At 74.5% G+C, this 25,682-nt stretch carries 25 protein-coding genes and 1 riboswitch; of the genes, 9 read left to right on the top strand and 16 right to left on the bottom strand.

Translation table 11 applies throughout. The annotated features are described in order from the left end of the window. Nucleotides 1-50: 50 nt before the first annotated feature. The 7 genes from NP064_RS05800 to NP064_RS05770 form a co-directional block, all read right to left on the bottom strand. The gene (locus tag NP064_RS05800) at nucleotides 51-1,274 is read right to left on the bottom strand and encodes an MFS transporter (RefSeq protein ID WP_227568681.1); all 1,224 of its coding nucleotides are present in this window, start codon (nucleotides 1,272-1,274) and stop codon (nucleotides 51-53) included. A gap of 108 nt (nucleotides 1,275-1,382) precedes the next feature. Beyond that, nucleotides 1,383-2,102: a metal-dependent transcriptional regulator gene (locus NP064_RS05795; RefSeq protein WP_227568680.1), complete on the bottom strand. Its 720-nt coding sequence runs from the start codon at nucleotides 2,100-2,102 to the stop codon at nucleotides 1,383-1,385. Further along, nucleotides 2,099-3,031, bottom strand: a complete 933-nt coding sequence (locus NP064_RS05790) for a metal ABC transporter permease (RefSeq protein WP_227568679.1) — start codon at nucleotides 3,029-3,031, stop codon at nucleotides 2,099-2,101. The genes NP064_RS05795 and NP064_RS05790 overlap by 4 nt, the downstream gene beginning before the upstream one ends. Beyond that, nucleotides 3,028-3,750: a metal ABC transporter ATP-binding protein gene (locus NP064_RS05785; protein WP_227568678.1), complete on the bottom strand. Its 723-nt coding sequence runs from the start codon at nucleotides 3,748-3,750 to the stop codon at nucleotides 3,028-3,030. The genes NP064_RS05790 and NP064_RS05785 overlap by 4 nt, the downstream gene beginning before the upstream one ends. Further along, nucleotides 3,747-4,718, bottom strand: a complete 972-nt coding sequence (locus NP064_RS05780; protein ID WP_372456349.1) for a metal ABC transporter substrate-binding protein — start codon at nucleotides 4,716-4,718, stop codon at nucleotides 3,747-3,749. The genes NP064_RS05785 and NP064_RS05780 overlap by 4 nt, the downstream gene beginning before the upstream one ends. Nucleotides 4,719-4,767: 49 nt before the next feature. Then, the gene (locus NP064_RS05775) at nucleotides 4,768-6,573 is read right to left on the bottom strand and encodes a metallophosphoesterase family protein (protein ID WP_227568676.1); all 1,806 of its coding nucleotides are present in this window, start codon (nucleotides 6,571-6,573) and stop codon (nucleotides 4,768-4,770) included. A 158-nt stretch (nucleotides 6,574-6,731) separates the two neighbouring features. Continuing rightward, nucleotides 6,732-8,480, bottom strand: a complete 1,749-nt coding sequence (locus tag NP064_RS05770) for a cell wall-binding repeat-containing protein (RefSeq protein ID WP_227568675.1) — start codon at nucleotides 8,478-8,480, stop codon at nucleotides 6,732-6,734. Nucleotides 8,481-8,606: 126 nt separating this feature from the next. Between NP064_RS05770 and NP064_RS05765 the strand changes: the two genes are divergently transcribed. The 6 genes from NP064_RS05765 (at nucleotide 8,607) to NP064_RS05740 (ending at nucleotide 14,731) form a co-directional block, all read left to right on the top strand. Beyond that, nucleotides 8,607-9,647, top strand: a complete 1,041-nt coding sequence (locus tag NP064_RS05765) for a glutathione S-transferase family protein (RefSeq protein WP_227568674.1) — start codon at nucleotides 8,607-8,609, stop codon at nucleotides 9,645-9,647. Nucleotides 9,648-9,713: 66 nt separating this feature from the next. Then, nucleotides 9,714-10,643 (top strand): CHAD domain-containing protein, encoded by a 930-nt coding sequence (locus NP064_RS05760; RefSeq protein WP_256813805.1) that lies wholly within the window; start codon nucleotides 9,714-9,716, stop codon nucleotides 10,641-10,643. A gap of 55 nt (nucleotides 10,644-10,698) precedes the next feature. After that, nucleotides 10,699-10,817, top strand: a riboswitch (TPP riboswitch). A 131-nt stretch (nucleotides 10,818-10,948) separates the two neighbouring features. Then, on the top strand, nucleotides 10,949-11,629 hold the full coding sequence (locus NP064_RS05755; RefSeq protein WP_256813803.1) for a Ykof family thiamine-binding protein: 681 nt from the start codon (nucleotides 10,949-10,951) through the stop codon (nucleotides 11,627-11,629). Continuing rightward, nucleotides 11,626-12,294: an ECF transporter S component gene (locus tag NP064_RS05750; RefSeq protein WP_227584713.1), complete on the top strand. Its 669-nt coding sequence runs from the start codon at nucleotides 11,626-11,628 to the stop codon at nucleotides 12,292-12,294. Before NP064_RS05755 ends, NP064_RS05750 begins: the two co-directional genes overlap by 4 nt. Beyond that, entirely contained in the window at nucleotides 12,291-13,916 is a 1,626-nt protein-coding gene (locus NP064_RS05745) for an ABC transporter ATP-binding protein (protein WP_256813802.1), read from the top strand. Before NP064_RS05750 ends, NP064_RS05745 begins: the two co-directional genes overlap by 4 nt. Next, complete coding sequence (locus NP064_RS05740) at nucleotides 13,913-14,731, top strand: energy-coupling factor transporter transmembrane component T family protein (RefSeq protein WP_256813801.1); 819 nt, start codon at nucleotides 13,913-13,915, stop codon at nucleotides 14,729-14,731. Before NP064_RS05745 ends, NP064_RS05740 begins: the two co-directional genes overlap by 4 nt. Here NP064_RS05740 and NP064_RS05735 read toward each other — a convergent pair. Next, nucleotides 14,718-15,659 (bottom strand): VOC family protein, encoded by a 942-nt coding sequence (locus NP064_RS05735; protein ID WP_256813800.1) that lies wholly within the window; start codon nucleotides 15,657-15,659, stop codon nucleotides 14,718-14,720. The two genes, NP064_RS05740 and NP064_RS05735, sit on opposite strands and share 14 nt — an antisense overlap. A gap of 110 nt (nucleotides 15,660-15,769) precedes the next feature. Between NP064_RS05735 and NP064_RS05730 the strand changes: the two genes are divergently transcribed. Next, the gene (locus NP064_RS05730) at nucleotides 15,770-16,114 is read left to right on the top strand and encodes a DUF488 domain-containing protein (RefSeq protein WP_256813799.1); all 345 of its coding nucleotides are present in this window, start codon (nucleotides 15,770-15,772) and stop codon (nucleotides 16,112-16,114) included. Here NP064_RS05730 and NP064_RS05725 read toward each other — a convergent pair. The 3 genes from NP064_RS05725 to NP064_RS05715 all read right to left on the bottom strand — a co-directional run bounded on the left by NP064_RS05725 (nucleotide 16,099) and on the right by NP064_RS05715 (nucleotide 18,867). Next, nucleotides 16,099-17,424, bottom strand: coding sequence for an alpha-amylase family glycosyl hydrolase (locus NP064_RS05725; RefSeq protein ID WP_227584708.1), 1,326 nt, complete (start codon nucleotides 17,422-17,424; stop codon nucleotides 16,099-16,101). The genes NP064_RS05730 and NP064_RS05725 overlap by 16 nt on opposite strands. Before the next feature lie 87 nt (nucleotides 17,425-17,511). After that, the gene (locus tag NP064_RS05720) at nucleotides 17,512-18,141 is read right to left on the bottom strand and encodes an NADPH-dependent F420 reductase (protein ID WP_227584707.1); all 630 of its coding nucleotides are present in this window, start codon (nucleotides 18,139-18,141) and stop codon (nucleotides 17,512-17,514) included. Between the two features lie 93 nt (nucleotides 18,142-18,234). Further along, nucleotides 18,235-18,867: a CYTH domain-containing protein gene (locus tag NP064_RS05715; RefSeq protein ID WP_227584706.1), complete on the bottom strand. Its 633-nt coding sequence runs from the start codon at nucleotides 18,865-18,867 to the stop codon at nucleotides 18,235-18,237. Between the two features lie 134 nt (nucleotides 18,868-19,001). Between NP064_RS05715 and NP064_RS05710 the strand changes: the two genes are divergently transcribed. Further along, the gene (locus tag NP064_RS05710; RefSeq protein ID WP_227584705.1) at nucleotides 19,002-19,802 is read left to right on the top strand and encodes an MBL fold metallo-hydrolase; all 801 of its coding nucleotides are present in this window, start codon (nucleotides 19,002-19,004) and stop codon (nucleotides 19,800-19,802) included. 15 nt (nucleotides 19,803-19,817) lie between these two features. Here the strand turns inward: NP064_RS05710 and NP064_RS05705 are convergent, their stop codons facing one another. Beyond that, nucleotides 19,818-20,831 (bottom strand): sigma-70 family RNA polymerase sigma factor, encoded by a 1,014-nt coding sequence (locus NP064_RS05705; RefSeq protein WP_256813795.1) that lies wholly within the window; start codon nucleotides 20,829-20,831, stop codon nucleotides 19,818-19,820. A gap of 130 nt (nucleotides 20,832-20,961) precedes the next feature. On the opposite strand from NP064_RS05705, the gene NP064_RS05700 reads away from it, so the two are divergent. Further along, nucleotides 20,962-21,363 carry a VOC family protein gene (locus tag NP064_RS05700; protein ID WP_227584703.1) on the top strand — a complete coding sequence of 134 codons (402 nt, stop codon included), beginning with the start codon at nucleotides 20,962-20,964 and terminating at the stop codon, nucleotides 21,361-21,363. Nucleotides 21,364-21,447: 84 nt separating this feature from the next. Here NP064_RS05700 and NP064_RS05695 read toward each other — a convergent pair whose 3' ends face one another. The 4 genes from NP064_RS05695 to NP064_RS05680 all read right to left on the bottom strand — a co-directional run bounded on the left by NP064_RS05695 (nucleotide 21,448) and on the right by NP064_RS05680 (nucleotide 25,649). After that, the gene (locus tag NP064_RS05695; RefSeq protein WP_227570627.1) at nucleotides 21,448-22,548 is read right to left on the bottom strand and encodes an ABC transporter permease; all 1,101 of its coding nucleotides are present in this window, start codon (nucleotides 22,546-22,548) and stop codon (nucleotides 21,448-21,450) included. Further along, nucleotides 22,545-23,498, bottom strand: a complete 954-nt coding sequence (locus tag NP064_RS05690) for an ABC transporter ATP-binding protein (RefSeq protein ID WP_227570626.1) — start codon at nucleotides 23,496-23,498, stop codon at nucleotides 22,545-22,547. The genes NP064_RS05695 and NP064_RS05690 overlap by 4 nt, the downstream gene beginning before the upstream one ends. A gap of 119 nt (nucleotides 23,499-23,617) precedes the next feature. Then, nucleotides 23,618-24,319 carry a response regulator gene (locus tag NP064_RS05685; protein ID WP_227570625.1) on the bottom strand — a complete coding sequence of 234 codons (702 nt, stop codon included), beginning with the start codon at nucleotides 24,317-24,319 and terminating at the stop codon, nucleotides 23,618-23,620. Then, complete coding sequence (locus NP064_RS05680) at nucleotides 24,312-25,649, bottom strand: sensor histidine kinase (protein WP_227570624.1); 1,338 nt, start codon at nucleotides 25,647-25,649, stop codon at nucleotides 24,312-24,314. Before NP064_RS05680 ends, NP064_RS05685 begins: the two co-directional genes overlap by 8 nt. Nucleotides 25,650-25,682: the final 33 nt, after the last annotated feature.

Below are 25,682 nucleotides of genomic sequence, written 5' to 3'. Positions count from 1 at the left end.
GGTCGACCGGTTCGCGCCAGAGCGTCGGGCGCGGTCTGGGCGCCCGTTGGTCAGGGCCGGGCAGGCGCCGGGCCGCGCCCCGCCGTCACGACGACCAGCAGGCCGGCGGCCGTGAGCACCGCGCCGACCCATGCGGGGGCCAGGTGCCCGAGGCCCGCCGCGATCACCAGGCCGCCCGCCCAGGCGCCCGCGGCGTTCCCGACGTTGAGCGCGGAGTGGCACAGCGCGGCGCCGAGCGACGGCGCGTCGGGCGAGAGGTCGATCAGCCGGGACTGCAGGCCGATCCCGAGGACCTGCGAGGTGACGCCGAGCGCCACGATGGCGCCGACCGCGACCACCGGATGGCCTCCCCCGGTGAGGCCGATCGCGACCAGGGCGACGATCGTGGACGCGAACCCGACGTGCATGGCCGCGGGCACGGAGCGGTCGGCGAGCCGGCCGCCGGCCACCGTCCCGATGGTCATGCCGACGCCGAACAGCGCGAGGACGAGCGGCACCGTCCCGATCCCGAGGCCGGTGACCTCGGTGAGCAGCGGGGAGATGTACGTGTAGACGGCGAACATGCCGCCGAAGCCGATCCCGCCGGCGCCGGCGGCGATCCAGAGGGACGGGTTGCGCAGCGCGCTGACCTCCCCGCGCACCGTGGCCCCCGCGGCGACGGGGACGGCCGGCGTCCAGCGGATCAGAGCCAGCAGGGTGAGGACCCCGAGCACGCCCACGCCGACGAAGGCGGCGCGCCAGCCGAGCTGCTGGCCCATCCACGTCGACGCCGGCACCCCCACGATGTTGGCGATGGTCAGCCCGGCCATCATGGTCGCGACGGCGCGGCCGCGACGGCCGGGGCCCGCGACGTGGGCGCCGAGCACGGCTCCGACGCCGAAGAACGCCCCGTGCGGCAGCCCGGCGACGAACCGGGCCGCGACGAGCCACCCTGCGCTCGGCGCGACCGCCGCCAGGGTGTTGGAGACGGCGAAGGCCGCCATCAGCCACAGCAGCAGGGTGCGGCGGTCCATCCGCGCGGCCAGCGTGGTGAGCAGCGGCGCGCCGATGACGACGCCCAGCGCGTACGCGGTGATGACGTGCCCGGCGGCTGGGATGGAGATGTCCATGCTGCCGGCGATCTCGGGCAGCAGGCCCATGGTGGTGAACTCTGTGGTCCCGATCGAGAACCCGCCGAGGGCGAGGGCCAGGAGCGCCGCGCGCGCTCCGGAACGCTCCGCGCCCGCGGCCGCGGGGGCCGTCCCCAGACTCGGCTCAGTGGCTGCCCTGGCCATGCGTGTCGCCTCCCAGCGGGTCGGACGTGGGGGCGCGGCCATCGGCCTCGAATCGATTCGACGGCGCGTCGCAGATCGCCGTCGACCACGTGCGGTGATGCCGGAAGCCTAGCCTGCGGGGACCAGCCAGATCGCCGATGCCGCCTTCTCGCCCAGCTCCACCGGGCGGTGCTTCTCGGACTCCGCCGACTCCCCGGGCTCCCCCACTGGCGGCCGCACCCGCACCGCCGTCACGCCGGCGACGTGGCGCCGCTCGGCGACCTCCACACGGGCGTCGAGCACCAGGCCCACCGACTCCAGGTAGCGGAGGAGGTCGGGGTCGCTGTCCGCGATGCGCGCCACAACCCACGCGCCCTCGGCCAGCTCCCACAGCACCCGGGCCGCGGGGGTGGGCACCTGCCCGTCCCGGGTGGGGATCGGGTCGCCGTGCGGGTCCCTCGTGGGGAACCCCAGACGCTCGTCGATGCGGTCCACCATGAGGTCGGAGACCGCGTGCTCGAGCACCTCGGCCTCGTCGTGCACCTCGTCCCAGCCGTAGCCGAGCACGCTGACCAGGAACGTCTCGATGAGACGGTGGCGCCGCACCATCGCCAGCGCGTGGGCCGCGCCCTCCGGCGTCAGCTCGATGGCCGCATAGGGGGCGTGAGTGACCAGCCCTTGGTCGGCGAGCCTGCGCACGGTCTCCGAGACCGTCGACGGGCCCACGCCGAGCCGCTCGGCGAGCATCTTGGTGGTCACCGGGGCCTGTGACCACTCCCCCGCCGTCCAGATGACCTTGAGGTAGTCCTGGGCGACAGCCGTCAGCGCGCTGGGGTCCGGGGAGCTCACGCGCCCACCCTAGGCGACCCCTCGGCGCCCACCGAAGAGGGCGCCCCCGCATCGCCCGGAGCCCCCGGGAGCCCTGCGCCCTCGCCGCCACGCCCGCGGATCCGGCGCAGGACGCCCCGGCGCGGGGCCAGCAGGAACACCCCGGTGAACACGATCCCCTGGGCCAGGACCACCATGCCGCCACTCGAGGCGTCCAGGTGGTAGCTCGCGTACAGGCCCGCGAGCGCGCAGGCCGCCGCGATCGACGGGGCGATGACCAGCATGGCGCTCATCCGCTCGGTGAGCAGGAACGCCGTGGCCCCGGGCGTGATGAGCATGGCCACCACGAGGACGACGCCGATGGCCTGCAACGCCACCACCACGGTGAGGGCGAGCACCCCGAGCAGCAGCGCCGCGAGCACGCGCGGGGAGATCCCGACGGCGTGCGCGTGCGTGCGGTCGAACGCGTACAGGGTGAGGTCCCGCCGTTTGAGCACGAGCACTGTGAACGCCAGGACGCCGAGCACCACGACCTGCGCGATGTCGGCGTCGGAGACCCCGAGCACGTTCCCGAACAGGATGTGGCCGAGGTCGACCTGGCTGGGCGTGACCGACACGAGGACGATCCCGAGCGCGAACAGGGTGGTGAAGACGACGCCGATCGCGGTGTCCTCGCGGAGGCCCGACGTCTCGCGGACTGCCCCGATGAGGGCCACCGCGCCGAGGCCGAAGACGAGCGCCCCCACCGCGAACGGCACGCCCGCCAGGTAGGCGAGCACGACGCCGGGGAGGACGGCGTGCGCGACCGCGTCGCCCAGCAGCGACCAGCCGATGAGCACCAGCCAGCAGCTCAGCAGGCCGCAGACCACCGCCGCGACGACCGTGACCAGCAGCGCGCGCTGCATGAACTCGTACTGCCAGGGCTCCGCGAGCCATTCCAGGACCGTCATGGGGCTCCTCCGAACGCGAGCGCGAGGTTCTCGGGCCGTAGCACGTCGTGCGGGGCGCCAGCGGCCAGCACGCGGCGGTGCAGCAGGACCGCGTCGTCCGCGAGGGTGGGCAGCGCGGCGAGGTCGTGGGTCGAGACGAGGGCTCCGACCCCGTCGGCGACGAGCTCGCGCAGCAGCCCGGTGATCGCCGCCTGCGATGACACGTCGACCCCGGCGAACGGCTCGTCCAGCAGCAGCACTCGGGCCTCTTGGGCGAGGCACCGCGCGAGGAACGCCCGTTTGCGCTGCCCCCCGGACAGCCGGCCGATCTGCCGATCGGCGAGCTCGCCCAGGCCCACCCGGTCGAGTGCCTCCTCGACCGCCGCCCTGTCCACGGCCCGGGGCCGGCGCAGAGGCCCTAGCCGCCCGTACCGGCCCTGGGCCACCACGTCCCGGACGGTCAGCGGGAACGACCAATCGACGTCCTCGGACTGCGGCACGTAGCCGATCAGCGCCTCGCGCCGCGCCTCTCGGGACGCGCGGCCGAGCACCCGCACCTCGCCCGCGTCCGGGGTGACGATGCCCATGATCGCCTTGAGCAGGCTCGACTTCCCCGAGCCGTTCATGCCGAGCAGCCCGGTGAGCCGCCCTGCCGGGACCGTGAGGTCCGCGCCGTCGAGCGCGAGCACGTCGTGGTAGCGGACGGTCACCCCTCGGACCTCGATCGCGGCGGCGCTCACCGGGTGGCGTCCTCGACGCCGGTGAGCCCGGCGATGATCGTCCGCACGCCGTGGGCGAGCAGCTCGAGGTAGGTCGGGACCGGGCCGTCCGACTCGGACAGCGAGTCGACGTACAGCACCCCGGCGAACCGGGCTCCCGCCTCCTCGGCCACCTGCTCCTGCGCGGTCGAGGAGACAGTGGACTCGCAGAAGACCGCGGGCACCTGGTTGTCGCGCACGAAGTCGATGGTCGAGGCGACCTGCTGCGGGGTGCCCTGGCGCTCCGAGTTGACGGGCCAGAGCCAGGCCTCGGCCAGGCCGGCGTCGCGGGCGAGGTAGGAGAACGCCCCCTCGCACGTGACCAGCGCGCGACGTGAGGGCTCGAGCGCCGCGAGCTCGCGCTCGAGCTCCGCGCCGAGGTCCGCGATCTGCGCCGCGTACGCCTCCGCGTTGGCGCGGTAGTCGGCGGCGTTCTCCGGGTCGAGGGCGGCGAACGCGGCGGCGGTGTTCGCCACGTAGACCTGCGCCGCGGCGGGCGACATCCACGCGTGGGGGTTCGCGTGGCCGCGCGACTCGCCGCCGGTGATGGGGATCGTGTCGACGCCGTCGGAGAGGGTCGCGTGGGGCGCGTCGAGCCGGTCGATGAACTTGTCGAACCACGCCTCCAGGCCGAGGCCGTTGTCGAGCACCAGGTCGGCGTTCGCGGCGCGGCGCAGGTCGTCGGGCGTGGGCTCGTAGCCGTGGATCTCCGCGCCGGCCTTCGTGACCGACTCGACCCTCAGATGGTCCCCGGCGACGACCCGGGCCATGTCGGCGATCACGGTGAACGTGGCGAGGACGACGGGGCGGTCGTCGTGCTCCGACCCCGTGGGGCCCGCAGCCTGAGACCGCCCGGAGGACCCCGCACAGCCGGTGAGCAGGAGCGTCGCGAGCACCGCCGCCACCAGCACCGTGGGACCTCGAAGATAAAAGTTCGGCACACCGAACATGCTGGCGCCCGAGTCGGCGTCGGGCAAGAGCCCAGCGCGGCGCGAGGCCTCAGTCCAGCGGCACGAGGAGCGGGGAGCGGGGCTGCGACTGCAGCGGGGAGCGCGACGGCCACGCCGCCCGCGGCCCCACCTCGACGGACGCGTCCGTGCGCACCTGCACCACCTGGTAGTCGAGCATCTGGCGGCGGTCAGGGTCGAAGCGCAGCACCGTCATCTCGGCGACGCCGTTGAGCGGTCCCACCGTCGCCTGGCCCGCAGACGCCCCCGCGGTGCTCGAGCTGATGTAGCGGACCCCCTCGCCCACCAGCGCGGGACCCCCCCGGCGGTGCAGGTGCCCCGACACCTGCGCGGGCACGCAGCCACCGTCCAGGGCCGCCTGCCCCACGCGAGGGGTGTGGATGAGCAGCAGGTCGACGCCGTCCTCGTCGGCGCACGCCGTCTCGGCCAGCCGGGCGCCCATCTCCGTGGCGGTCTCCGCGTCGGCCGTCGACGTGCCGGAGCCGAGCCGGGTCTCGTTCGGGTCGCGGTCGCCGAGGATCCGCACCCCAGCCACCTCCACGACGTCGCCGGCGAGCACCGTGGCGCCAGACCGCCCGTACATCGCGGACGTCTCCCGGGAGTCGTGGTTGCCGGGCGAGGTGACGACGGGCACGCCGCTGGGCGCCGCCTGCGCGAACGTCGTCACGCAGTACTGCTCGACGGCCGTGCCGTTGATGGACGTGTCCCCCGCGTCGAGGATCACCTGGGCGTCGGAGAGCTCGGCGAGCGAGCGGATCACCGGAGCCATGCCCACGTTGCAGTGCAGGTCCGAGATCACGAGCAGCACCACCGGATCCGCCCTCTCCCCGCTCGGGGTGGGGTTCGGGCTGGGGGTCTGGCTCGGCGTCGCGGCGCCCGGAGCCGCCTCGGGCAGCCCGGCCTCCGCGCCCGACAGCGCCCCGTCCTGCGCCGAGCCCGCCTCAGGCGCCGGCTGCACCCCGGGGTCGGTGCGCACCGACGGGCCGGCCCTCACCTGCTCGGCGGCCTGCGCGATCGCGGCCTCCCGCTCGCGCCAGGCGGCCTGCAGCGAGCGCTCGGCCGTCTCGTAGAAGGCGGCGTTCGAGCGGTACGCCTCGACGACGTAGCCGCCGTAGGTGTCGATGACCCCACCGAGGCGCCCGGTCACCCGGGCTCCCTCGAGCGGCGTGCCGTCGAACACGGCCGAGACGTGCGCCTCCTCCGCCGGCCGGGCGTCCTCGCCCAGGCTCGACGTGAGGACGCCCAGCCCTAGCCCGGCCACCAGCACCGAGGCGGTGATCTGCCGCGCGTGGGGGGCGATCGCGTCGGCCAGCTCGTCCCGCCGCGCCTGGCCCATCAGCCACCGCACACCGAGCCAGCCGAGCGCCAGCACCACGAAGGCGCTGGCCGCCCGCCACGCCGCGTCGGCGATCAGCGCACGGGTCGCGTCATGGACCGTCGCCTGGGGGCCCGCGAAGAACTGCAAGTAGCCCTGGAGGTCGCCGCTGAGCGCCTGCAGGGTGGTCGCGGCGTCGACCGCCGTGAACGAGTCGGGGATCTCCTCGACGGTGACGTGGACGCCGAGGGTGAGCGGCAGCGGGGAGGCGAGCTGCAGCGTCCCCAGCGGGCCGAGGTCCACCGTGACGAGGCTGTCAGTGGTGACGTCGTAGCGGGCCTCGTGCGGCCCCAGGCTCAGGTCAGCGGTGGCGGTGGTCACCCCGAAGACGATCGAGATGAGGAGCGCGACCAGGGCGGGGAGGCTGATCGTCCACCATCGCGAACGCGGGCGCCGCTGTGGGGCGGACGCGTCGTCCACCGGGTCCTGGGGGCGCTCGGAGGGCGCCGACGGCTCGCTCATCGCCCGAAGCCTAGGTCGCGAACCTGCGGGTCACGACCTCGCGCGCGGGTGTCGCCGCGCGCCGCCGCCACGGTCCGCCATGGTTGGGCGGATATGTCACGATCGCCCCGCGCCGCCACGGCGGGGCGCAGGCCGCGTCAGGGCCTGACGGCCCCGCGCTACTGGTACGTGACCAGGTCGGGGACGGGCTGGACCTGGTAGGTCTGCACCGGGTCGAGCATCGGGACGTCCTCGTCGATGAAGTTCTTCCACCCCCAGCGCACGCCCGCCGGGGCGCCGGCCCGCAGCGCGGCCCAGGTTCCCGCCTTGGCCGGCTGCGACCCCTGGCCGTCCACGTGGATCAGCAGTGCCAGCTCGTCGCGGCTCGTGTCCAGGCGCTCCCGCTCGCTGATCATCCGCAGGGAGAACTGGTGCAGCACGAGCATCTTCTGCGGCAAAGCGCGCTCGCGCGTGAAGTCTGCGAGCCAGGCGACCACGGCGTTGACCTCGTCGATGCCCACCGAGCCGATCTGGCGCAGGTGCACCTGGTCCGGGGCCAGGCGCCACTCGGGGTCGAGGGCGAGGCTCACGTGCGGCAGGGCGAGCAGCTCGGCGTACTGCTGGGCCTGGGTCACGAAGTCGGTGCGGCCGGGTTGCAGGTCGAGCACCACGGCGATGCCCGCGTCGCCGGCCGCCTCGACCAACGGGCGCAGCTCCTCGATAGGCCGCATCCGCGAGTAGCTGCCGTCCTCGGGCCCGGCCGAGGCGATCGTGGCGATGACCTCGAGCATGGGGACCACGGTGTCGGCGGTGAGCGCCTGGTACTCGGCGGCGAGCTGCTGCGCGCGCGCGATCGTCGCCGGCACGTCCTGCTCGCCGAGCAGGCCCAGGGCGGCCGTGCCGGGCGTGCCGTACAGCGCGACGTACTTCTTGCCCGGGGCGCCCGGCGCCGCGGGGAACACGAGCTGGCCGCCGCCCGGGGCCTGGACGCCGGTGGAGACCGCCGCGAGCCGGGCGGCGAGGACCTCCGGGGACCCGAACGCCGGGCCGAGCGCGAGGACGGGGCCCACCCCGGCGAGCGCGTCGACCGTGGCGGCCGAGGCGCGCGGGTCGCCACCCGGCGCGAGGACCACCGGCATGCCCGCGGCGCGCGCGGTCGCGACAGCGGCGAGATGCGCGCGGCTGCCGTCGGTCAGCACCGTCGTGGTCGCGGCGGGCTCGGGCGGGCTGACGCGCGGCAGCCGGGCCTCGGACGCGCTGGCCGCGGGCGCGGGCGTATCGGCGGGCTCGGGCGTCTCGGCCGCGGGCGCGACGGCGGCTGCCGACGACAGCACGGTGGTCGTCGGGCGCCCGAGCGCTGCGACAGCCACGAGCTCCTGGCCCTCCTCCACGGCCTGGGCGTCGCCGAGCCGCAGCCCGGTGGCGCCCGCGAGGGCGTCGGCGGCCCGGCCATCGGCGGTGACCGTCACGACGCCGAGCCCGGCGTCGAGCCAGGCCGGAGTCGCGGCGGAGCCGACGACCAGGACGGCCGTCGCGCCGAGCCGCTCCAGCTCGGCGGCGACCTCGCCGTCGGCCGGTCCGCCGGTGAGGAGGAGCGGGACGCCGAGTGCGACGGCGGCCGAGGCCCCGACGAGCTGGTCAGCGTGCTCCGCCGCGGACGCCAGCACCACGACAGGCCCCCGCTCGTACAGCGCTCGGCTCGCCGCGAGCGCCACCGCGTCGGCCTCCTCGACCCCCACGAGGGCCAGCTCCGCCGCGGGGGCGGTCACCGCCGCGAGCGCGGCCGGGCTCGGCGCCGTCGTGGCGACGGGGGTGGGCTCGGGGTCCGGGGCGGCGACGCAGGCCGTCACGACCAACCCCAGGACGACCGCGGCTCCCATGACCAGGCGGTGGGGCGGGACGGCGCGGCGGGCAGGACGGGAAGACACAGGGCTCCTGAGTTCGGCGAGGGACCTCACACCTTAGGCGCGGGGCGCGGCGGCCGACCGGCGTCCAGCGCGGCCCCGGCGGTCCTGGGGCGGCGGCCCGATGACGGACACGGCAGGATTCGGTCTATGACAGACGAGGTCAGCACCGCCGGGGCGTACGTGACAGCAGGCGCGGAGTTCACCCGCGACGACCGCTACATCGCGACGCGGATCACAGCCGACGGCCGGGACGGCTACCCCGTCGAGGCCGGCCGGTACCGCCTGGTCGTCTCGCGCGCATGCCCGTGGGCCAGTCGCGCGGTGATCGTGCGCCGCTTGCTGGGGCTCGAGGACGCGCTGTCGATGGCGGTGGCCGGCCCGACGCACGACCGCCGCTCGTGGACCTTCGACCTGGACCCGGGCGGGGTGGACCCGGTGCTCGGCATCCCACGCCTGCAGGACGCCTACTTCGCCCGGTTCCCGGGCTACCCCCGGGGCATCACGGTGCCGGCCATCGTCGACATCGCCACGGGCCAGGTGGTGACGAACGACTACGCGCAGATGACCCTCGACCTGGAGACCGAGTGGACGGCGCTGCACCGGCCCGGCGCCCCGGACCTCTACCCCGAGGCCATGCGCGCCGAGATCGACGCGGTGTCCCGCGACGTCTTCCGGGACGTGAACAACGGTGTGTACCGCTGCGGCTTCGCCGGGTCCCAGCAGGCGTACGACTCCGCCTACCGCCGGTTGTTCGCCCGGCTGGACTGGCTGTCCGAGCGGCTGGCCGGCCAGCGCTACCTGGTCGGGGACACCATCACCGAGGCGGATGTCCGCCTGTTCACCACGCTGGTGAGGTTCGACTCCGTGTACCACGGGCACTTCAAGGCCAACCGCTCGAAGCTCACCGAGATGCCGGTGCTGTGGGCGTACGCGCGCGACCTGTTCCAGACCCCCGGCTTCGGCGACACGGTCGACTTCGAGGACATCAAGCGGCACTACTACGTGGTCCACGAGGACATCAACCCGACGCGGATCGTCCCTCAGGGGCCCGACCTTCGCGGTTGGCTGGACCCGCACGGCCGCGAGGAGCTGGGCGGACGGCCGTTCGGCGACGGCGTCCCGCCCGGCCCCGTCCCCGAGCCCGACCGGGTGCCGGTCGAGCACACGGCCGCCGCGATGCGGGGCTGAGCCCTCGGCCCACGACCGCCGGCCCACCCGAGCGGGCCGGCGTCGGCCAGATGACGGGAGACGCGCATGATCGACCTCGCGGCGGGAGACGAGACGGCGGGTGACGGGAGGGCGGTCGACGCCGGTCGACTGGTGCAGGCCTACCTCGCCGACCAGGTCGAGGAGCTCCTCGCCCACGAGCCCGGGGTCCGCGCGGGCGACGGGAACGCCGTGCACGACATGCGCGTCGCCACCCGCAGGCTGCGCAGCGCGCTCGCCACCTTCCGCCCTGTGCTGCGGCGCGAGCGCACCGACCCGCTGCGCGACGAGCTGCGGCGCCTCGGCCGCCACCTCGGGGAGGCCCGGGACGCGGACGTGAGCGGTGACGGCCTGCTGGCCCTGCTCGAGGAGACGCCCGAGGGCCTCGTCCTGGGACCCGTGCGGGCCCGGCTCGACGGAGACCGTCGCGCGGCCTTCGACGTCGCGCTGTCGCAGCTCGTCGCGGTGCTCGACAGCCCGGCCTGGGCGGGGCTGAGCGCGCGCCTCGGCGGCCTCGCGACCGATCCGCCCGTGGTCACGGAGTCCGCGGGCGCTGTCGAGGACCGGCTCCTGCCCCGCGTGGACAGGGCCTTCCGCCGGTTGCGGCGGGCCTGGCGGGCGGCGCGCGCCGAGGCCCCGGGCGCGCTGCGTGACATGGCGCTGCACGAGGCGCGCAAGGACGCCCGCCAGGCCCGGTACGCCGCCGAGGCGCTGGCTCCCGTGATCGGCCCGGCGGCCACCCGCAGCGCGCGGGCCGCCGAGCAGGTGCAGGAGGTCCTGGGCCACCACCAGGACCTGGTGGTGGCGCGGGCCGTGCTCCGGCGGGTGGCTTTCGACGCGCACGCCGCCGGGGAGAGCGCCTTCACCTACGGGCTGCTGCACGAGCGGGCCGCGGCCCGCTCGGTCGCGCTCGACCAGCGGCTCCCTCGCGTCGCCCGGCGGGCCACCGCGCGGGGCCGGCACGAGTGGATGCGCTGACCGGCATCCGGACACGGGCTCGCCACGGTCGCCCGGCTCCGGCTAGCGTCGAGGAGACAAGCCCCCGGGGAGCGCAGGAGCGCTGAGAGTGCGGCCGGACGAGAGTCCCACCCGCAGACCCGTGGAACCTGATCCGGTTCACACCGGCGTAGGGAGCAGGGCATGTGTCGTCGGGCTCCCCCGTCGCCGCGTGGCCGGCGGGCTGGACGGCGACCGCTGTCCGACCCCGTCGTCCGCATCGTCGTGAGGGCCCGGCGGCCGCGTGCGGCTGCCCGGGGGTCCGACGACGGACGAGAGGCCCTCTGATGACCACCACCGACCAGCACGCCGCCGCGCCCGACGCGGAGGGCAGGGCCGAGCCCGACGCCCTCGGAGTCGGCGCGCGCCTCTCGCTGCACCCCATGACCTCCGATTTCGCGCCGCTCATCCTCGATGCCCTGCGGGCGGCCCGACGGCCTGGGGTCGAGGTTGTCACCGACGACGTGTCGACGTTCCTCCGGGGCGACGAGCAGGACGTCGTGGCTTTCGCGCAGGCGGCGATCGCGAGCGCAGCCGCCTCCGGCGCGCACGTCGTCGCGCACCTGCACCTGTCCCGGGGCTGCCCCGGCGAGGTGTCGTGCGCGGTGGACGACTCGACCCTGCTGCGCCCCGTGGTTCTGGAGCCGCTGCCACGCAGCGGTCAGACGGCCAGCGCCCACTGGGCCCTATACCCGCTCGACGACGGCGGGCCCGACCGTCCCGGCGACCACATGGCCGGCATCCTCGCCGCGATCGAGCACGCCCGCGGCCTGGGGGTCGTGAGCGGCACGGAGCACTTCGTGACCCGGCTCGACGGCGACCTCGCCGATGTCCTGACCGCCGTGGCGCAGGGCTGGCTGCTGGTGGGCCGTGAGGTCCGGCACGTCGTGTCGCACGCCACGATCTCGCTCAACTCGCCGTCCACGCCTGCTCGCGCGGCGTCCGGCTCCGCGGCGGCGGCCCGATGAGCGCCGCACGGCGCCGGGCCGCGCTGACCCTGCACGAGCTGGTGCTGCTGGCCGCGCTCGCCGTGGTGGCCGGGTTCCTCTACTGGGCGCTGGTGCAGGGGTGGCTCGCGCTGCAGGTGGCGATGGGCCCGTTCGGGGACCTCGCGCAGAACGCGCTGGCCGGCGGCTGGATGGTCGTGGCGCCGCTCGCCGTGTTCATCATCCGCAAGCCCGGCGTCGGGATCGTCGCCGAGGTGGTGGCCGCCCTCGTCGAGGTCGTGTTCCTCGCCTCGCCCGTCGGCCCGATGCTGATCCTGGTGGGCGTGGTGCAGGGCGCCGGGGCGGAGCTGGCGTTCGCGCTCACCCGCTACCGCAGGTACGGGTGGGGCGTGTTCGTCCTCTCCGGCCTGACGGCGGCGGCGGCGAACCTCGCGATCGGGATGGTGCGGTTCGGGTGGGCCACGCAGGACTGGTTCGCGTTGCGCGTGGCCCTGCAGGCCGTCAGCGGCGTGGTGCTGTGCGGGCTGCTGGCCCGGGTCACGGGCGAGGCGCTGCTGCGCACGGGGGTGCTCGACGACCACGCCGTGGGCCGCGAGCGGCTGGCCGCGCCCGCTGCGCCCGCCGGCGGCGGTCCCCCAGCCGGCGCCGACGCGGTCACCGGCTCCCCCGACGCGAGCACGCCGTGATCCGCGTGCGCGGCCTGGCGGTCCGCTACCCCCGCGCCGCGCGCCCGGTGCTCGACGGCCTCGACCTCGACGTGGGACCGGGCGAGCACGTGCTGCTGCTCGGGCCGTCCGGGGCCGGAAAGAGCACCGTCCTGCGCGTCCTGGCCGGGATCGTGCCCCAGTCGATCGGGGCACAGGCTGACGGCCAGGCGCGGGTGGCAGGCCTCGAGGTGCTCGGGCCCGGTCCCGTGGTCGACGTGCCGACGCTGGCGATGCGGGTGGGCACCCTCACCCAGGACCCGGTCGACCAGCTCGTGCTGCCGACGGTGCTGGACGAGGTCGCCTTCCCGTTGGAGAACCGCCGCGCGCCGCGGCACGAGATCGGGCCGCGCGTGGAGCGCGCGCTCCGGCTGGTCGGCGCTGGCGGGCTGATCGGCCGCCGCACGAGCGAGCTGTCGGGCGGGGAGGGCCAACGGGTCGCGCTCGCGGCGACCCTTGTCGCAGACCCGCACGTGCTGCTGCTCGACGAGCCCACGGCGCTGCTCGACCCCGTCGGCACGCGGCAGGTCGCCGCCGCGGCGCGGGCTGCCGCCCAGGGACGGGCGAGCGTGCTGGTCGAGCACCGGCTCGACGAGATCGGGGCGCTGCCCCCGCGCGTCGTGGTGCTCGACGAGCGCGGCCGGGTGCGCGTCGACGGCCCGACCCGCGTGGTCCTCGACGAGCGCCCGGAGGAGCTGGTGGGCCTCGGGTGCTGGCTGCCCGCGACCGCCGAGCTGCGGGCCGCCGGTTTCGACTCCCCTGCCCGGGTGGCCGCGGCCGCGCGGCGCGGGCCGCGAGCCGCCGCTGCCCGGCCCGGGGAGGTCGTGCTCGAGGCGCGGTCGGTCGAGGTGCGGCGCGCCGGTCGCGTGGTGGTCGGCCCCGTGGACCTGACGGTTCGAGGCGGCACGGTGACGGCGGTCGTCGGCGTCAACGGCTCGGGGAAGTCCTCCTTGCTCCTCGCGCTGGCCGGGCTGCTGCCGTGCGAGGGCACGGTGGCCGGGGGCAGCGTCGGGATGGCGTTCCAGCATCCGGAGCACCAGCTCCTGACCCGCAGCGTCCGCGCCGAGCTCGCGTACGGGCCGCGCGCGGCCGGGCGGGTGGACGCGCTGTCCGTGGCCGACCGGGCGCTGTCCGACCTGGATCTGCGGGGCCTCGCCGAGCAGGACCCGTTCCGGCTCTCGGGGGGCCAGCAGCGGCGGGTGTCGTTGGCCGCGATGACGGTGTGCGACCACGACGTGCTGCTCGCGGACGAGCCGACGTTCGGGCAGGACCGGTCGACCTGGGGCCTGGTCGCCGCGGCGCTGCGCGGGCTCGCCGAGGAGGGGCGCGGCGTCGTGCTGGTGACGCACGACCTGAGGCTGGTGGGATCGCTGGCCGACGAGGTGGTGATGCTGGGCGGCGGCCGGGTCCTGGCGGCCGGCCCGCCGGACCGCGTGCTGTCCGACGAGCCTCTGCTCGACCGCGCCGGCCTGGCGCTCCCGCCGGTCCTGGGCGCATGGCGGGCGTCGGGCGCCGCGCTCCGCGACTTCCTCGACGCCCTGGACGCCGGCGTCCGCGCCTCGTCGGCCCTGCGTGGTCCCGCGGCGTCGGCCGTGCCGCGGTGAGCGGGCCCGGGCTGGGCCGGGCCCTGGCACACGACTCGCTGCTGCACCGTCGCAACCCCACCGTGAAGCTGGTGGTGCTGCTGCTCGTCACGGGCGCGCTCGTCGCGGTGCTCGACCCGTGGACGCCCCTCGCCCTGCTCCTCGTCGCGGGCCCGGCCGTCACCCTGGCCGGAGGCCTGCCGTGGCGCACGGTGCTGCGGGCGCAGTGGGCCTTCACCCCGTTCGCGCTGAGCATCTTCATGGTCAACGCCGTGACCCGCCCGGGACGCGTGCTGGCCGAGGTGGCGGGCCTCGAGATCACCGACGTCGGCGTCTCGGTGGGCGCCTCGCTGGGGTGGCGGACGGTGCTCGTCGGGACGCTCTCCACGGCGTTCGTGCTCACCACGGACGGCGCCCGGCTGATGACCAGCCTGCACCAGCACGCCCGCCTGGGTCCCCGGGTGACGTTCGCGGTGCTGGCGGGCTACCGCATGCTCGAGCAGCTGCCCGAGCGCTGGTCGACCATCCGCCAAGCGCAGGCGGCACGGGTTCCGCCCGCCCGCCGCGGCCACGACCGGGGTCGCGCCGCGGCGCGCGCGGCGTTCACCCTGCTGGTCGTGACGCTGCGGCAGAGCCAGCGCATGGCGGTGGCGATGGAGACCCGGGCGCTGGGCGCGGGTCCGCGCACCGTGCACCGCCCGGCGCCGCTGGGGCCGGCGGACGCGGTGTTCGCGGGAGTGGTGCTCGCCGCGTGCGCCGCGGTGGTGGGGTTGTCCGCCGCGGCGGGCTGGCTCTCGTCCTTCGGCGCGTTCAGCGGGGGCGTCAGCCCGCCGTGACCTTGATGACGTTGCGCCACGGGTCCTCGAACGTGAGGGTCAGCCCGTCGTGGCGCGCCTGCACCCGGGCGTGGGCCAGCCGGTCGCCGAGCGCGGCGACGTCGTCGGCGGTCGGCACGACGATGCCGATCTCGCCGAGGCCCAGCGCGGAGGCGCGTGGGCCCGCGCCGGCGCTGTTCCACGTGTTGACGGCGATGTGGTGGTGGTACCCGCCCGCGGCGACGAACAGCGCCCCGTGGAACTCCGCCATCACGTCGAAGCCCACGGCGTCCACGTAGAAGTCGCGCGCCGAGGGCACGTCGCCGACCTGCAGGTGCACGTGTCCGATGGACGCGGCGCCGGGCGCCGTGGCGGGGATCGCCGCGTCGCTCGGCGCCGGCTCGGCCAGGTGCTCGCGCAGGAAGTCGTTCGGGTCGAGCCGCAGCGAGTCCATCCGGACGTGGCCCTGCCCGTCGAAGCCCCAGTCGGCGCGCGCGCGGTCCCAGTACAGCTCGACGCCGTTTCCCTCGGGGTCCGTGACGTAGAAGGCCAGCGAGACCAGGTGGTCCGCACTGCCCACGTACTGCTGGGGCGCTCTGCGCGCCACGGAGGCGAGCGTGGCGGCGAGGGTGGCGCGGTCCTCGAACAGGAAGGCACTGTGGAACAGGCCGGCCTGCCCGCGCTGCTGCGGGGGGAGGTCCGGGGTGTGGCGGAGCACGACCAGCGGGACGCCGTGGCGGCCGAGGGTGACGACGTCGGGGCGCCCGGAGCCGGCCAGCCGGTCGATGGGCTGCTCGATCACCTCGAACAGCAGGACGTCCCGGTAGAACCGCACCTGCAGGTCGAGGTCGCCCACCAGCAGGGTGACCGCGTCCATGCCGGAGCCCGTCGCGATCGCGTCTCGGCGGGCCGGCTCGGACGTCGTGCTGATGGTGGGGACGGCGTTCATGGGGACTCCTCAGACTGGTGGACTGCCCTCAATGTAGTTGATCGTTCAACTTAAAGCGAGCCGCGGCTGTTCCCGGTGCTCACCGCGTCCGGCACCGGCATGCTCGATCGATGGACGTGACGACGAAGCGGATCTACTCCCCCGTCGCACCGGACGACGGGTACCGCGTGCTGGTCGACCGGCTCTGGCCGCGAGGGGTCAGCAAGGCAGAGGCCGACCTCGACCTCTGGCTGCGAGACGTGGCGCCGAGCCCCGAGCTCCGCACCTGGTGGGACCACGACCCGGACAAGCTCGCCGAGTTCGCCGCGCGGTACGACGCCGAGCTCGACCACAACCCGGCGGCCACCGAGCTGCGTCTCGTGACGCAGGAGCGCCCCCGGGTCACGCTGCTCTACGCGGCGCGCGACCCGCGCGTGAACCACGCGCAGGTGCTGCTGGCCTACCTGGAGGCCTGAGCCCGGAACACCGCCCAGGCGTGCGGCGGCACGACGCCCTCAGGGCCCTCGGCGAGGTCGAGGCCGCCCGAGCGCAGCAGCCGCTCGCCGACCCCCTCCTGCGGCGCGAAAGGCTCGTCCCCCAGGTTGAGGACCAGCCGCAGGCGCTCCGTGCCGTCGGGCGACGCCGACTCGAGCACCAGCTGCTCGTTGGCCACCTGCACCGTGCTCCCCGGCGCCCGCACCAGCCAGGGGTGGCGCCGGCGGAAGCCGATCAGGCGCTGGTGCTCGCGGTAGACGGGCCAGCCGTCGGGCGCGAGGTCCCCCGGGCTCGGCGGGAACTCCGGCCGGATGGCGTCGTCGCCGCCCGCCCGGTCCTCCTTCACCCCGCGGAAGCCCTGCTCGTCGCCCGCGTACACCGAGGGGGTGCCCGCGACGAAGAACAGCACCGCGAGCGCGTGCGTCACATGACGGGCGTCCCCCACCTGGTCGGCGATGCGCGTCACGTCGTGGTTCCCCACGAAGGTCTGCGGCAGGAACACGTCCAGGAACGCCCGGTGCCGGTCCAGCGCCCATGCCAACTCGTAGAAGTTCCGGTCGGCCAGCGAGCTCCAGACCGCTTTCCACAGCTCGTACTGCGTCACCGAGTCGATCCCGGACTCCGCCACGTACGCGGCGTAGTCGCCGTGGATCATCTCCCCCAGCACCCACGCCTGCGGATGGCGGGCGCGCACCACCGGCAGCACCGACCGCCAGAACTCCGGCCGCACGGCGTACGCGGCGTCGAGGCGCCAGCCGTCGGCGCCCCGCTCCAGCCAGTGCGACATGACCTGGGCGACGTGCTCGGCCACCTCCGGCTGACTGTGGTCGAGCACCACGAGCTGCCCGTGGCCCTCGAACACCTCGGGGACCGCTCCGTCGCCATCGCCGGTCCAGCGCACCCACCGGCCCGCCTCGGTGCCCGGCCCCGCGGCGAGCGCCGCCCGCGCCCGCGGGTGGTCCCGGCCCACGTGGTTGAACACCCCGTCCAGCACGAGCCGCACCCCGCGGTCCCGGGCCGCCGCGACGAGCGCGTCCCAGTCCTCGTCGCCGCCCAGCCGCGGGTCGAGCGCGAAGTGGTCGATGGTGTCGTAGCCGTGGGTCTGCGCGGCGAACACCGGCCCCAGCAGGAGCCCGTTGCACCCGAGCTCGACGACGTAGTCCAGCCACTCGGCCAGCCGGCCCAGCCGGTGGCGGACGCCCGGGTCCGCGTCGGGGCCATGCACCGGAGCCCCGGTGAACCCAAGCGGATAGGCGTGCCACCAGATGGCGTGGTCGACCCAGTCGGGCATCAAGGCTCCTCGGTGCGGTGGCACGGTGCGGCGGCCTCCCCGCGTCGCCGCGGGCTGGCCGCCCTGATCCTCTCGCGCCGACGCGGCTCACCGCACCACTGCGAACCCGCCAGTCCAGCGGATGCGCTCGGCGGTGGCCAACGAGATCTGGAAGAACCCGAGCTGCTCGAGCTGCTGCGCCCGGCTGAGCGGGCCCGCGTCCAGGCCTACCAGGCCGGCCGCGTCCAGGAGGTCGGTGAGCTGGCGCTTGGCGGCTGGGTCGTCGCCCGCGACCAGCACCGTGGTGGGCAGACCACCCACCGTGCCCGATTCGAGGGTCGCGGCGAAGTTGGTGTTGAACGCCTTGAGCACATGAGCATCGGGCGCCCACACCGCCACCTGCTCGGCGGCCGAGCTGCCCTGCGGCACGACCAGGCCGTCGAGGGTGGCGAAGTCGATGGGGTTGCTGATGTCCACCAGCGTCTTGCCGCCCAGCTCCGGCGTGTACTGCTCCACCGCGCGCGACAGGCCGGTGTACGGAAGCGCGAGCACCACGATGTCCCCGGTCAACGGGTCGCCGAGCTGTCCGGGCACGACCTGCTCGCCGAGGTTCGCGGCGATCTGCACCCCCTGGTCGATGTTCCGCGACAGGACCTGCACGCTGGCGCCCCCGTTGACGCCCACGGACGCGATCGCGGACGCCATGGTGCCGGCGCCGATGATGCTCACAGTGGTCATGACTACCTCCGCCAGGTGGCCGCGAGAGCCGCGGCACGGATGTGGTCCTCCCACTGTCCGCCGCCCGCAGGGGGCGCGCCCACCGAGCGGGGCCTACCGCTCGAAGCGGTTGATCCCGAGGCCGTGCAGGAACCGCGGCCCCTGGGACGCGAGCTCTGCGGCGTAGGCGGCGGCCCACCCGGAGAACGGGGCGCCCGACAGCGCGTCGTTCGCGAACCGCCGGTCTCCGGTCACCTCGCTGACGCAGAACGCGGGGATGGTCAGGTCCGTCACCGGGCCGCCGCGCTCGCACTCGGCGATGACCAGCGGGCGGTTCGCTCCGCCGAACACGTCGATCACCCAGCCGTCTCCACCAAGCCACAGCGAGTACCTGTTCTTGACGATGCGGGCGCCACCCCGGCGGATCATCTCGACGCCCACGCTGACGTCGATCTCCCGCTCCGCCTCGTAGCGCGTGCCCTCGATCATCGGGCCCTTGGCCGTCAACGCGCAGAAGTCGAACTGGTCGGCGAACTCGTCGAGCACCTCGAGCACGTCCTCGGAGCCGTCGAGCTCGAGCCGCGCCGTCGAGGACTGCGCCCGCAGGCGCAGGGCGTAGCCGTGGTCGGCCAGGTAGTAGCTCTGCACGATGAGGACGGGATCCGGCTCGGCGAGGGCCTCCCTCGGAACCTCCCGGACGAAGAAGCGGCGCTCGAACTCGAAGTCGCCGTTCCCGCTGTCGCTCATGGCCGGCTCCTCTCGCGCGGCCAGCCCTGTGGCTGGGCCCTGGGCACGAGCGTAACGTCGAAGGCGACCCCGAACCGGGACCGCGCGAGATCGGGCCAAGGGGCAGCCGTCCTCACGCAGGCTCAGGAGCAGCGATGACAGGGTTGACGGTCGACGTGCTGGACTCCTCCGAGACCACGCTGACGAAGACGAGCACGCTGGTCTACGGCGACGAGGCGCTCATGGTCGTCGACGCGGGCTTCACCCGGTCGCAGGCCCACCGCATCGTGGCGGCTGCCCTCGACACCGGCAGGCCCGTCACGAACGTGCTGATCAGCGGCGCGGGCCCGGACTTCTACTTCGGCTCGGGCATCGTCGCCGACGCGTTCCCCGACGCGCACATGTTCGCCACGCCGCGGGTCGTCGACCACATCCTGCGGACCTACGAGCGCAAGCGCATCCAGTGGGAGCGGCTCGGGCGCAACCTGCCCACCCGCAGGGCGGTGATCGACCCGTGGCCCGACGACACGTTCGAGTTCGACGGGTTCCTGTTCGAGCTGCGCGCGGGCGGCGACCCGCTGGCGTGGCGCGGCGACTACCTCTGGCAGCCGCAGACCCGGACGGTGCTCGGCGGCGCGCTGCTGTTCGGCGGCGATCACGTCTGGACGGCCGGGACGCCGACGAAGGCAGACCGCGCGGCGTGGGCGGCCCGCCTGCGCGGCGTCCAGGAGACGGGCGCCCGGAAGCTGGTCCCCGGACATCGCAAGCCGGGCTGGCAGGGCGACCCGGTCACCTGGACGTTGCAGTACCTGGACGTGTTCGAGGAGGTGGTCACCGCGACGAGCGACCCGGGCGTAGCGGCGAAGGCGCTGCGCGAGAGGTTCCCCGACGCCGGCTTCCTCGCAGCGGTCGACATCGGGGTCAAGGTCGCGTTGGGCGCGCTCTCGTGGGACTGACAGCCCGCGACCGCCTCACGCCTCGGCCGGCTCCAGCTCGTCGGGCAGCCCGAACGCGCTGAACAGCCGCGGCCCGAACCACGCGGTCACGCGGCCGACCCCTCGGTCTCCGACCTCGAGCACCTGCACCTGGAACGGCCGGTGCGCGCCGTCGGCCCCGGCCATGTAGAGGCCGTACGCCGGCGCCCCGTTGGCGGCGGTGGGGACCATCCGCATGCTGCCGGGCCCGCTGGCGGGGCACCACGTCGAGATGAGCGCCGCCACGTCCGCGGGCCCGGCGTACCAGCCGGGGAACGGCGGCATCTCCCACACCACGTCCGCGGCCATCAGCTCCACGATGGCCGGCACGTCGTACGCCTCGAACGCGGCGACGTAGGCGTCGAGCAGGCCTCGCAGCCGCTCCCCCTCAATCTCGCCGGGCGCCTCGCGGTCGAGCCGCGCGACGTTCGCCCGGGCCCGCTGCAGCGTCGAGTTCACGCCCGCCACGGTCATGTCGAGCGCGTCGGCCACCTCGGCCGCGCTCCAGGCCAGGACGTCGCGCAGCAGCAGGACGGCGCGCTGCCTCGCGGTGAGGTGCTGCAAGGCCGCCACGAAGGCGAGTCGCACCGACTCGCGGTCCACCGCCGCCACAGCCGGGTCGGTGGTCGGGTTGCCCCACACCACCGTGTCGGGCAGCGGCTCGAGCCACGTCACCGCCTCGTCCGGTCGGGGCTCGTGCGCGGGATCGGCGGCGGCCGCCCCGAGGCCGGTGGGCAGCGGGCGCCGCGAGCGCGCCGCCAGGTGCGTGAGGCACGTGTTCGTGGCGATCCGGAACATCCAGGTGCGCAGCGACGACCGGTTCTCAAACCCGTGCATCGCGCGCCACGCGCGCAGGTACGTCTCCTGCACCAGGTCCTCGGCGTCGTGCACCGAGCCCGTCATCCGGTAGCAGTGCGCCATGATCTCGCGCCGCATGGGCTCGACCAGGGCCGCGAAGTCACGCTCCAGCCCTCCGTCCGACGCCGCGGAGGATCCTGTGACGGAGGTCATATCCCCACCGTAGCCACGGCCGCCCACACGCGACAGGGCGAGGCGCGGGCCCCGCCAGGGCGACGAGTCTGGGCCCCGGGCCCAGTCAGTACCGGCGTCAGCAGATCGCGCAACCGGAGGAGCCAGCACCATGGAACGCATGATCTTCGTGAACCTGCCCGTGGCGGACGTGACCGCGTCCCGCGAGTTCTACACCGGGCTCGGGTTCAACGTGAACGAGATGTTCAGCGACGCGCAGGTGACCTCGATCGTCGTCTCGGACGCGATCGTCGTGATGATCATGGAGCGCGACCGCTTCGCCGACTTCGCGGAGGCGCCCGTCGCCGATCCTCGCGCCACGGTGCAGGTCCTCAACGCGTTGTCCGCGAGCTCCCGCGAGGAGGTCGACACGCTGGTGGGCAACGCCGTCGCGCACGGCGGATCGGTGTACGGCAAGACCCAGGAGGACGGCCCGATGTACGGGCGGGCCGTGACCGACCCGGACGGGCACGTCTGGGAGTTCGTCCACATGGACATGTCGGCCGTCGGCTGACGAGCCCGTCCCGTGCCCAGCCCATGACGACGCGGCCCGGTGGCGAGGGAGTCCTCGCCACCGGGCCGCGTCGCGGGCGCCGCCTCAGGAGTCGGCCCGCAGCGCCTCCCGCACCGTGGTGCGCCCGCCCATCCGCAGCAGGGACCCGGAGTAGATGCGCGCCGCGATGGCCGTGACGACCAGCGTGCTCGTGATCAGGATCCCCATCGACAGGAGCGGCTCCCACCACTGGGCCTCCCCCAGGAACAGCCGCACGGGCATCCCCACCGTGGCGCTGAACGGCACGTACGACATGACCGTCATGGCGAACGCGTTGTCGTTGAGGAACAGCACCAGGAAGTACGGGATCATCACGAGCGTCATCACCGGGGTCAGCACTGAGCCGACGTCCTCCTGGCGTGACACGAGCGACGCGCTCGCCGCGAAGATCGCGGCCACCAGCACGAACCCGACCACGAAGAACACGACGAACCACACGATCGCCGAGCCCAACACCCCGAGCAGGTCATCCTGGGCGGTGACGACCAGCCCGATCACCGCGACGACGGCGATCGCCACCGTCTGGCCGAACGCGACCACTGAGTTCCCCAGGATCTTCCCCGCGAGGAGCGCACGCGACGGGACCGCCGAGAGCAGGATCTCCACGATCCGGGTCTGCTTCTCCTGCACGGTGTTCTGCGCGATCATGCTGCCCGACCCCATGGCCGACATCATGAACACGAACCCGAAGGCCAGGGACACCAGCATCCGCAGGCCGTCGCTCGTCCCGTCGCCCTCGAGCACCTCGACGGTCGGCGACACCGACAGCGCGCCCACCACCTCGGACGGGGCACTGGTGAGGCCCACGACCGTCAGGCCCACCGCGCCGCCACCGGGCAGCACTGCCGCCTCGACCTCCTCGTCGGCGACGAGTCGCCGTGCCTCGTCAGCGTCATCCGCCAGCACCGCCTCCAGGCCCTCGGCGGACTCCACGACGGCCGAGGTCGACGCGACCACGGCGACCTTGGTGGCGTCGTCGTCCGACCCGAACAGGGAGGGGGCCACGATCCCGGCCAGGACGAGGACGAGAGTGATCGCGGTGGACACGAGGAACGCCTTGGTGCGGACCTGGGTGGTGATCTCGCGCTCCGCGACGAGGAGCGTGGAGCCCCACATCGAGGGCACGGCAGGGCGCTGCGCGCTCATCGGGCCATCTCCTTCTGGTTCGCGAGGGGTGCGGTGACGTCGCCGGCGTGGCCGGGCTCGTCTGTGGGCTCGGCGACGATCTCGCGGAAGATCTCCCCGAGGGTCGGGCGCTGGGGCCCGAAGGTGGTCACCGGGCCCCGCTCGAGCGCCGAGCGCAGCACGGCCTGCGCGGCCTCGGGCTCGGCCTCGAACAGCGCTGAGCCGCCGTCGAACTCGACGACGCGCACGCCGCGCTCGCTGCGCAGCCACCCGATGTCCTGGGTCGCGGCGATCTCGTAGCGGGTCGAGCCGAACTCCTCGTGCAGGGCGGCGCGCGATCCCGCGGCGCGGATCTTCCCGCCGCCGATGATCACCAGGTCGTCGCACAGCCGCTCGACCACGTCGAGCTGGTGCGACGAGAACAGAACCGGGACTCCTGTCGCGGCCTTCTCGGCGAGCACGGCGAGGACCACGTCCACGGCCATCGGGTCCAGGCCCGAGAACGGCTCGTCGAGGATGAGCAGCTGCGGGTCGTGGACCAGCGCGGCGGCCACCTGGGCCCGCTGCTGGTTGCCCAGCGAGAGGCTCTCCAACGCGTCGTCGGCGCGCTCGCCCAGGCCCAGGCGCTCCAGCAGGTCGCGGGCCCGGTCCATCGCTGTCGCCTTGTCGAAGCCGTGCAGCCGGGCGAGGTAGGCGAGCTGCTCGGCGATCTTCATCTTCGGGTACAGGCCGCGCTCCTCGGGCATGTACCCGAACGAGCGGCGCTGGACGGTGTCCAGGGGACGCCCGTCGATGGTGACCGCGCCGGCGTCGGGCGAGAGCACGCCCAAGATGATCCGCATGGTGGTCGTCTTGCCCGCGCCGTTGGCGCCGACGAACCCCGTCAGGCGGCCGCTCGCGACCGTGAAGGACACGTCGTCGAGCACGCGACGATCTCCGAATGACCGGGTGATGCCGTCGAGCTGCAGCATGTCGCCCTCTCTCGAGTTCTGGTTCGGGCTGTTGCCCCGCTGCCCTCGAGATTACGGACGTCGCCGCAGGTCCCACCTCCGGCGCGAGGTGGAAATCGCGTCTCCGCCGCGAGGCTGAGTCAGTCGCTGGAGACCAGGCCGTGCTGGTGCGCGAACACCACCGCCTGGACCCTGTCGCGCAGGGCGAGCTTCATGAGCACGTTGGACACGTGCGTCTTGACGGTCGCCCGGCCGACGACGAGCTCCGCGGCGATCTCGTCGTTCGACAGCCCGCGGGCCAGCAGCCGGAGCACGCCCAGCTCCCGGTCGGTGAGGGCCGACACCTCCGCGGGGAGGCCTCCGCCGTGCGGCGGAGCGGCCCGCACGCCGAGGTCCCGCCCGGCGGCGGCGCCCTCGAGCGCCTGCCGGATCACCGCCCGGGTCACCTCGGGCGCCAGCAGCGCGTCGCCGGCCGCGAGCGCGCGCACCGCGTCGACCAGCTGCGCGGGACGCGAGTTCTTCAGCAGGAAGCCGCTGGCGCCCGCGCTCAGCGCCTCGACCAGGTAGTCCTGCCGGTTGAACGTGGTGAGCATCAGCACGCCGGCGCGGATCCCGGGGTCGGCGACCACCTGCCGGGTGGCCTCGAGGCCGTCCATGTCGGGCATCTGCACGTCCATGCAGATCACGTCGGGGTCGAGCCGGCGCGCGGCGGCGACGCCCTCGGCCCCGGTGGAGGCCTCCCCCACCACGGTGATGTCGGGCTGCGCGTCGAGGATGGTCGCGAACCCGCCGCGCACCAGCGCCTGGTCGTCGACCAGCAGCACCGTGATCTGCTCAGACATCGGCGGTCTCCCGTCGGGCGTCGGCGGTCTCCCTGCGCAGCGGCACCTGGGCGCGGACCACGAACCCGCCGAGCCGCCGTGGCGCCGTCAGGAGCTCGCCGCCGTCGGCCGCCACGCGCTCCCGCATGCCCACCAGCCCGAGCCTGCCCGCGGCGCCGTCGGACGACGCCCGGCGCAGCCCCACTCCGTCGTCGGCGACCTCGAGCTCCACCGCGTCGGTCAGGTACCGCAGGCGCACGTCGGCCTGGGCGCTCGCCCCGGCGTGCTTGCGCACGTTGGTGAGCGCCTCCTGCGCGATCCGGTACAGGTTGAGCGACGTGACGGGCGGCAGCGGCGCCGGCTCGCCCACCACCTGGTAGGTGGCCCGCACCCCGGCCTCGCACGCGCCCTCGACCAGCTCGGGGATCCGGTCGACGCCGAGCGAGCCCACCGCCTCCTGCGGGCCGCCCTCCGACTCGTGCACCCGCAACGTGGTCAGCAGCCCGTGGAGCTCGTCGACGGCCTCGCGCGCGGCGTCCTCGACGTGCTCCATGGCGGCCGCCGCCCGCTCACGGTCGACGTCGAGCAGGGTGCGCGCGGCGGCGGCCTGCACGCCCATCAACGACACGTGGTGGCCGACGGAGTCGTGCAGCTCACGGGCCAGGCGCAGCCGCTCGATGGTCACCGCCTGCGCCTCGACGCGGAGCCGCTCGACCTGCAGCTCGCGCGTGCGCCAGCGCATGCGGGCCCGGTCGCGAGCCGAGGCCCACGCATGGTCGCCGAACCAGTACGCGCCGGCGAAGTACAGGACGTTCGTGAGCAGCTGGATGAGCATGTACGCGACCATCGGGGAGAGCACGCCCGCCCCGTCGAACTTCTCGAGCATCTCCTCGTCGGTCGAGGCTTGGAACAGCGACACCAGGAGCCACACCAGCATCCCGATGATCACGGCGACGCGCACCCACGTGGCCCGCCGCCGCGACGGCTCCCAGGCGCCCACCGAGTACAGCGCCATGAACAGCGCGATGTTGACGACCAGCAGCTCCGGCACCGACAGCGTGGCGATCAGCACGAACGCCGTGGCCACCGCGGCGCCCACTGCCGCCGGCCACCGCCTGCGCCACGCGAGCGGCAGGGTCGCGCCAGCGAGGCAGAGCAGGGACACCGGCCCGGAAGCGGGGTCCTCGTAGATCCCGGCGGTCCGGTACAGCACCCAGCTCAGCACCGCGCCCGCGAAGAGCGCGACGGCCATGCCCACGTCGGCGCGCCCCTCGGCGGCGGTCGGGAGGCGGCGCCGCCAGGCGGTGCTGTCGGGGTCGATCGGCTGCTCGGTGGCGTCGTTGCTGCTCACGGCGCCACGGTAGTGGGCCTCAGCGGCCCGAGG

Source organism: Cellulomonas chengniuliangii (assembly GCF_024508335.1).
GTDB lineage: Bacteria > Actinomycetota > Actinomycetes > Actinomycetales > Cellulomonadaceae > Cellulomonas_A > Cellulomonas_A chengniuliangii.
This window is presented reverse-complemented; position numbering and strand designations above follow the sequence as displayed.

Coding starts and splice junctions, on each gene's coding strand:
- NP064_RS05800 (WP_227568681.1), bottom strand. CDS start 1,274: ATGGCCAGGGCAGCCACTGAGCCGAGTCTGGGGACGGCCCCCGCGGCC.
- NP064_RS05790 (WP_227568679.1), bottom strand. CDS start 3,031: ATGACGGTCCTGGAATGGCTCGCGGAGCCCTGGCAGTACGAGTTCATG.
- NP064_RS05780 (WP_372456349.1), bottom strand. CDS start 4,718: ATGTTCGGTGTGCCGAACTTTTATCTTCGAGGTCCCACGGTGCTGGTG.
- NP064_RS05775 (WP_227568676.1), bottom strand. CDS start 6,573: ATGAGCGAGCCGTCGGCGCCCTCCGAGCGCCCCCAGGACCCGGTGGAC.
- NP064_RS05765 (WP_227568674.1), top strand. CDS start 8,607: ATGACAGACGAGGTCAGCACCGCCGGGGCGTACGTGACAGCAGGCGCG.
- NP064_RS05760 (WP_256813805.1), top strand. CDS start 9,714: ATGATCGACCTCGCGGCGGGAGACGAGACGGCGGGTGACGGGAGGGCG.
- NP064_RS05755 (WP_256813803.1), top strand. CDS start 10,949: ATGACCACCACCGACCAGCACGCCGCCGCGCCCGACGCGGAGGGCAGG.
- NP064_RS05750 (WP_227584713.1), top strand. CDS start 11,626: ATGAGCGCCGCACGGCGCCGGGCCGCGCTGACCCTGCACGAGCTGGTG.
- NP064_RS05735 (WP_256813800.1), bottom strand. CDS start 15,659: ATGAACGCCGTCCCCACCATCAGCACGACGTCCGAGCCGGCCCGCCGA.
- NP064_RS05730 (WP_256813799.1), top strand. CDS start 15,770: ATGGACGTGACGACGAAGCGGATCTACTCCCCCGTCGCACCGGACGAC.
- NP064_RS05725 (WP_227584708.1), bottom strand. CDS start 17,424: ATGCCCGACTGGGTCGACCACGCCATCTGGTGGCACGCCTATCCGCTT.
- NP064_RS05720 (WP_227584707.1), bottom strand. CDS start 18,141: ATGACCACTGTGAGCATCATCGGCGCCGGCACCATGGCGTCCGCGATC.
- NP064_RS05715 (WP_227584706.1), bottom strand. CDS start 18,867: ATGAGCGACAGCGGGAACGGCGACTTCGAGTTCGAGCGCCGCTTCTTC.
- NP064_RS05710 (WP_227584705.1), top strand. CDS start 19,002: ATGACAGGGTTGACGGTCGACGTGCTGGACTCCTCCGAGACCACGCTG.
- NP064_RS05705 (WP_256813795.1), bottom strand. CDS start 20,831: ATGACCTCCGTCACAGGATCCTCCGCGGCGTCGGACGGAGGGCTGGAG.
- NP064_RS05700 (WP_227584703.1), top strand. CDS start 20,962: ATGGAACGCATGATCTTCGTGAACCTGCCCGTGGCGGACGTGACCGCG.
- NP064_RS05695 (WP_227570627.1), bottom strand. CDS start 22,548: ATGAGCGCGCAGCGCCCTGCCGTGCCCTCGATGTGGGGCTCCACGCTC.
- NP064_RS05690 (WP_227570626.1), bottom strand. CDS start 23,498: ATGCTGCAGCTCGACGGCATCACCCGGTCATTCGGAGATCGTCGCGTG.
- NP064_RS05685 (WP_227570625.1), bottom strand. CDS start 24,319: ATGTCTGAGCAGATCACGGTGCTGCTGGTCGACGACCAGGCGCTGGTG.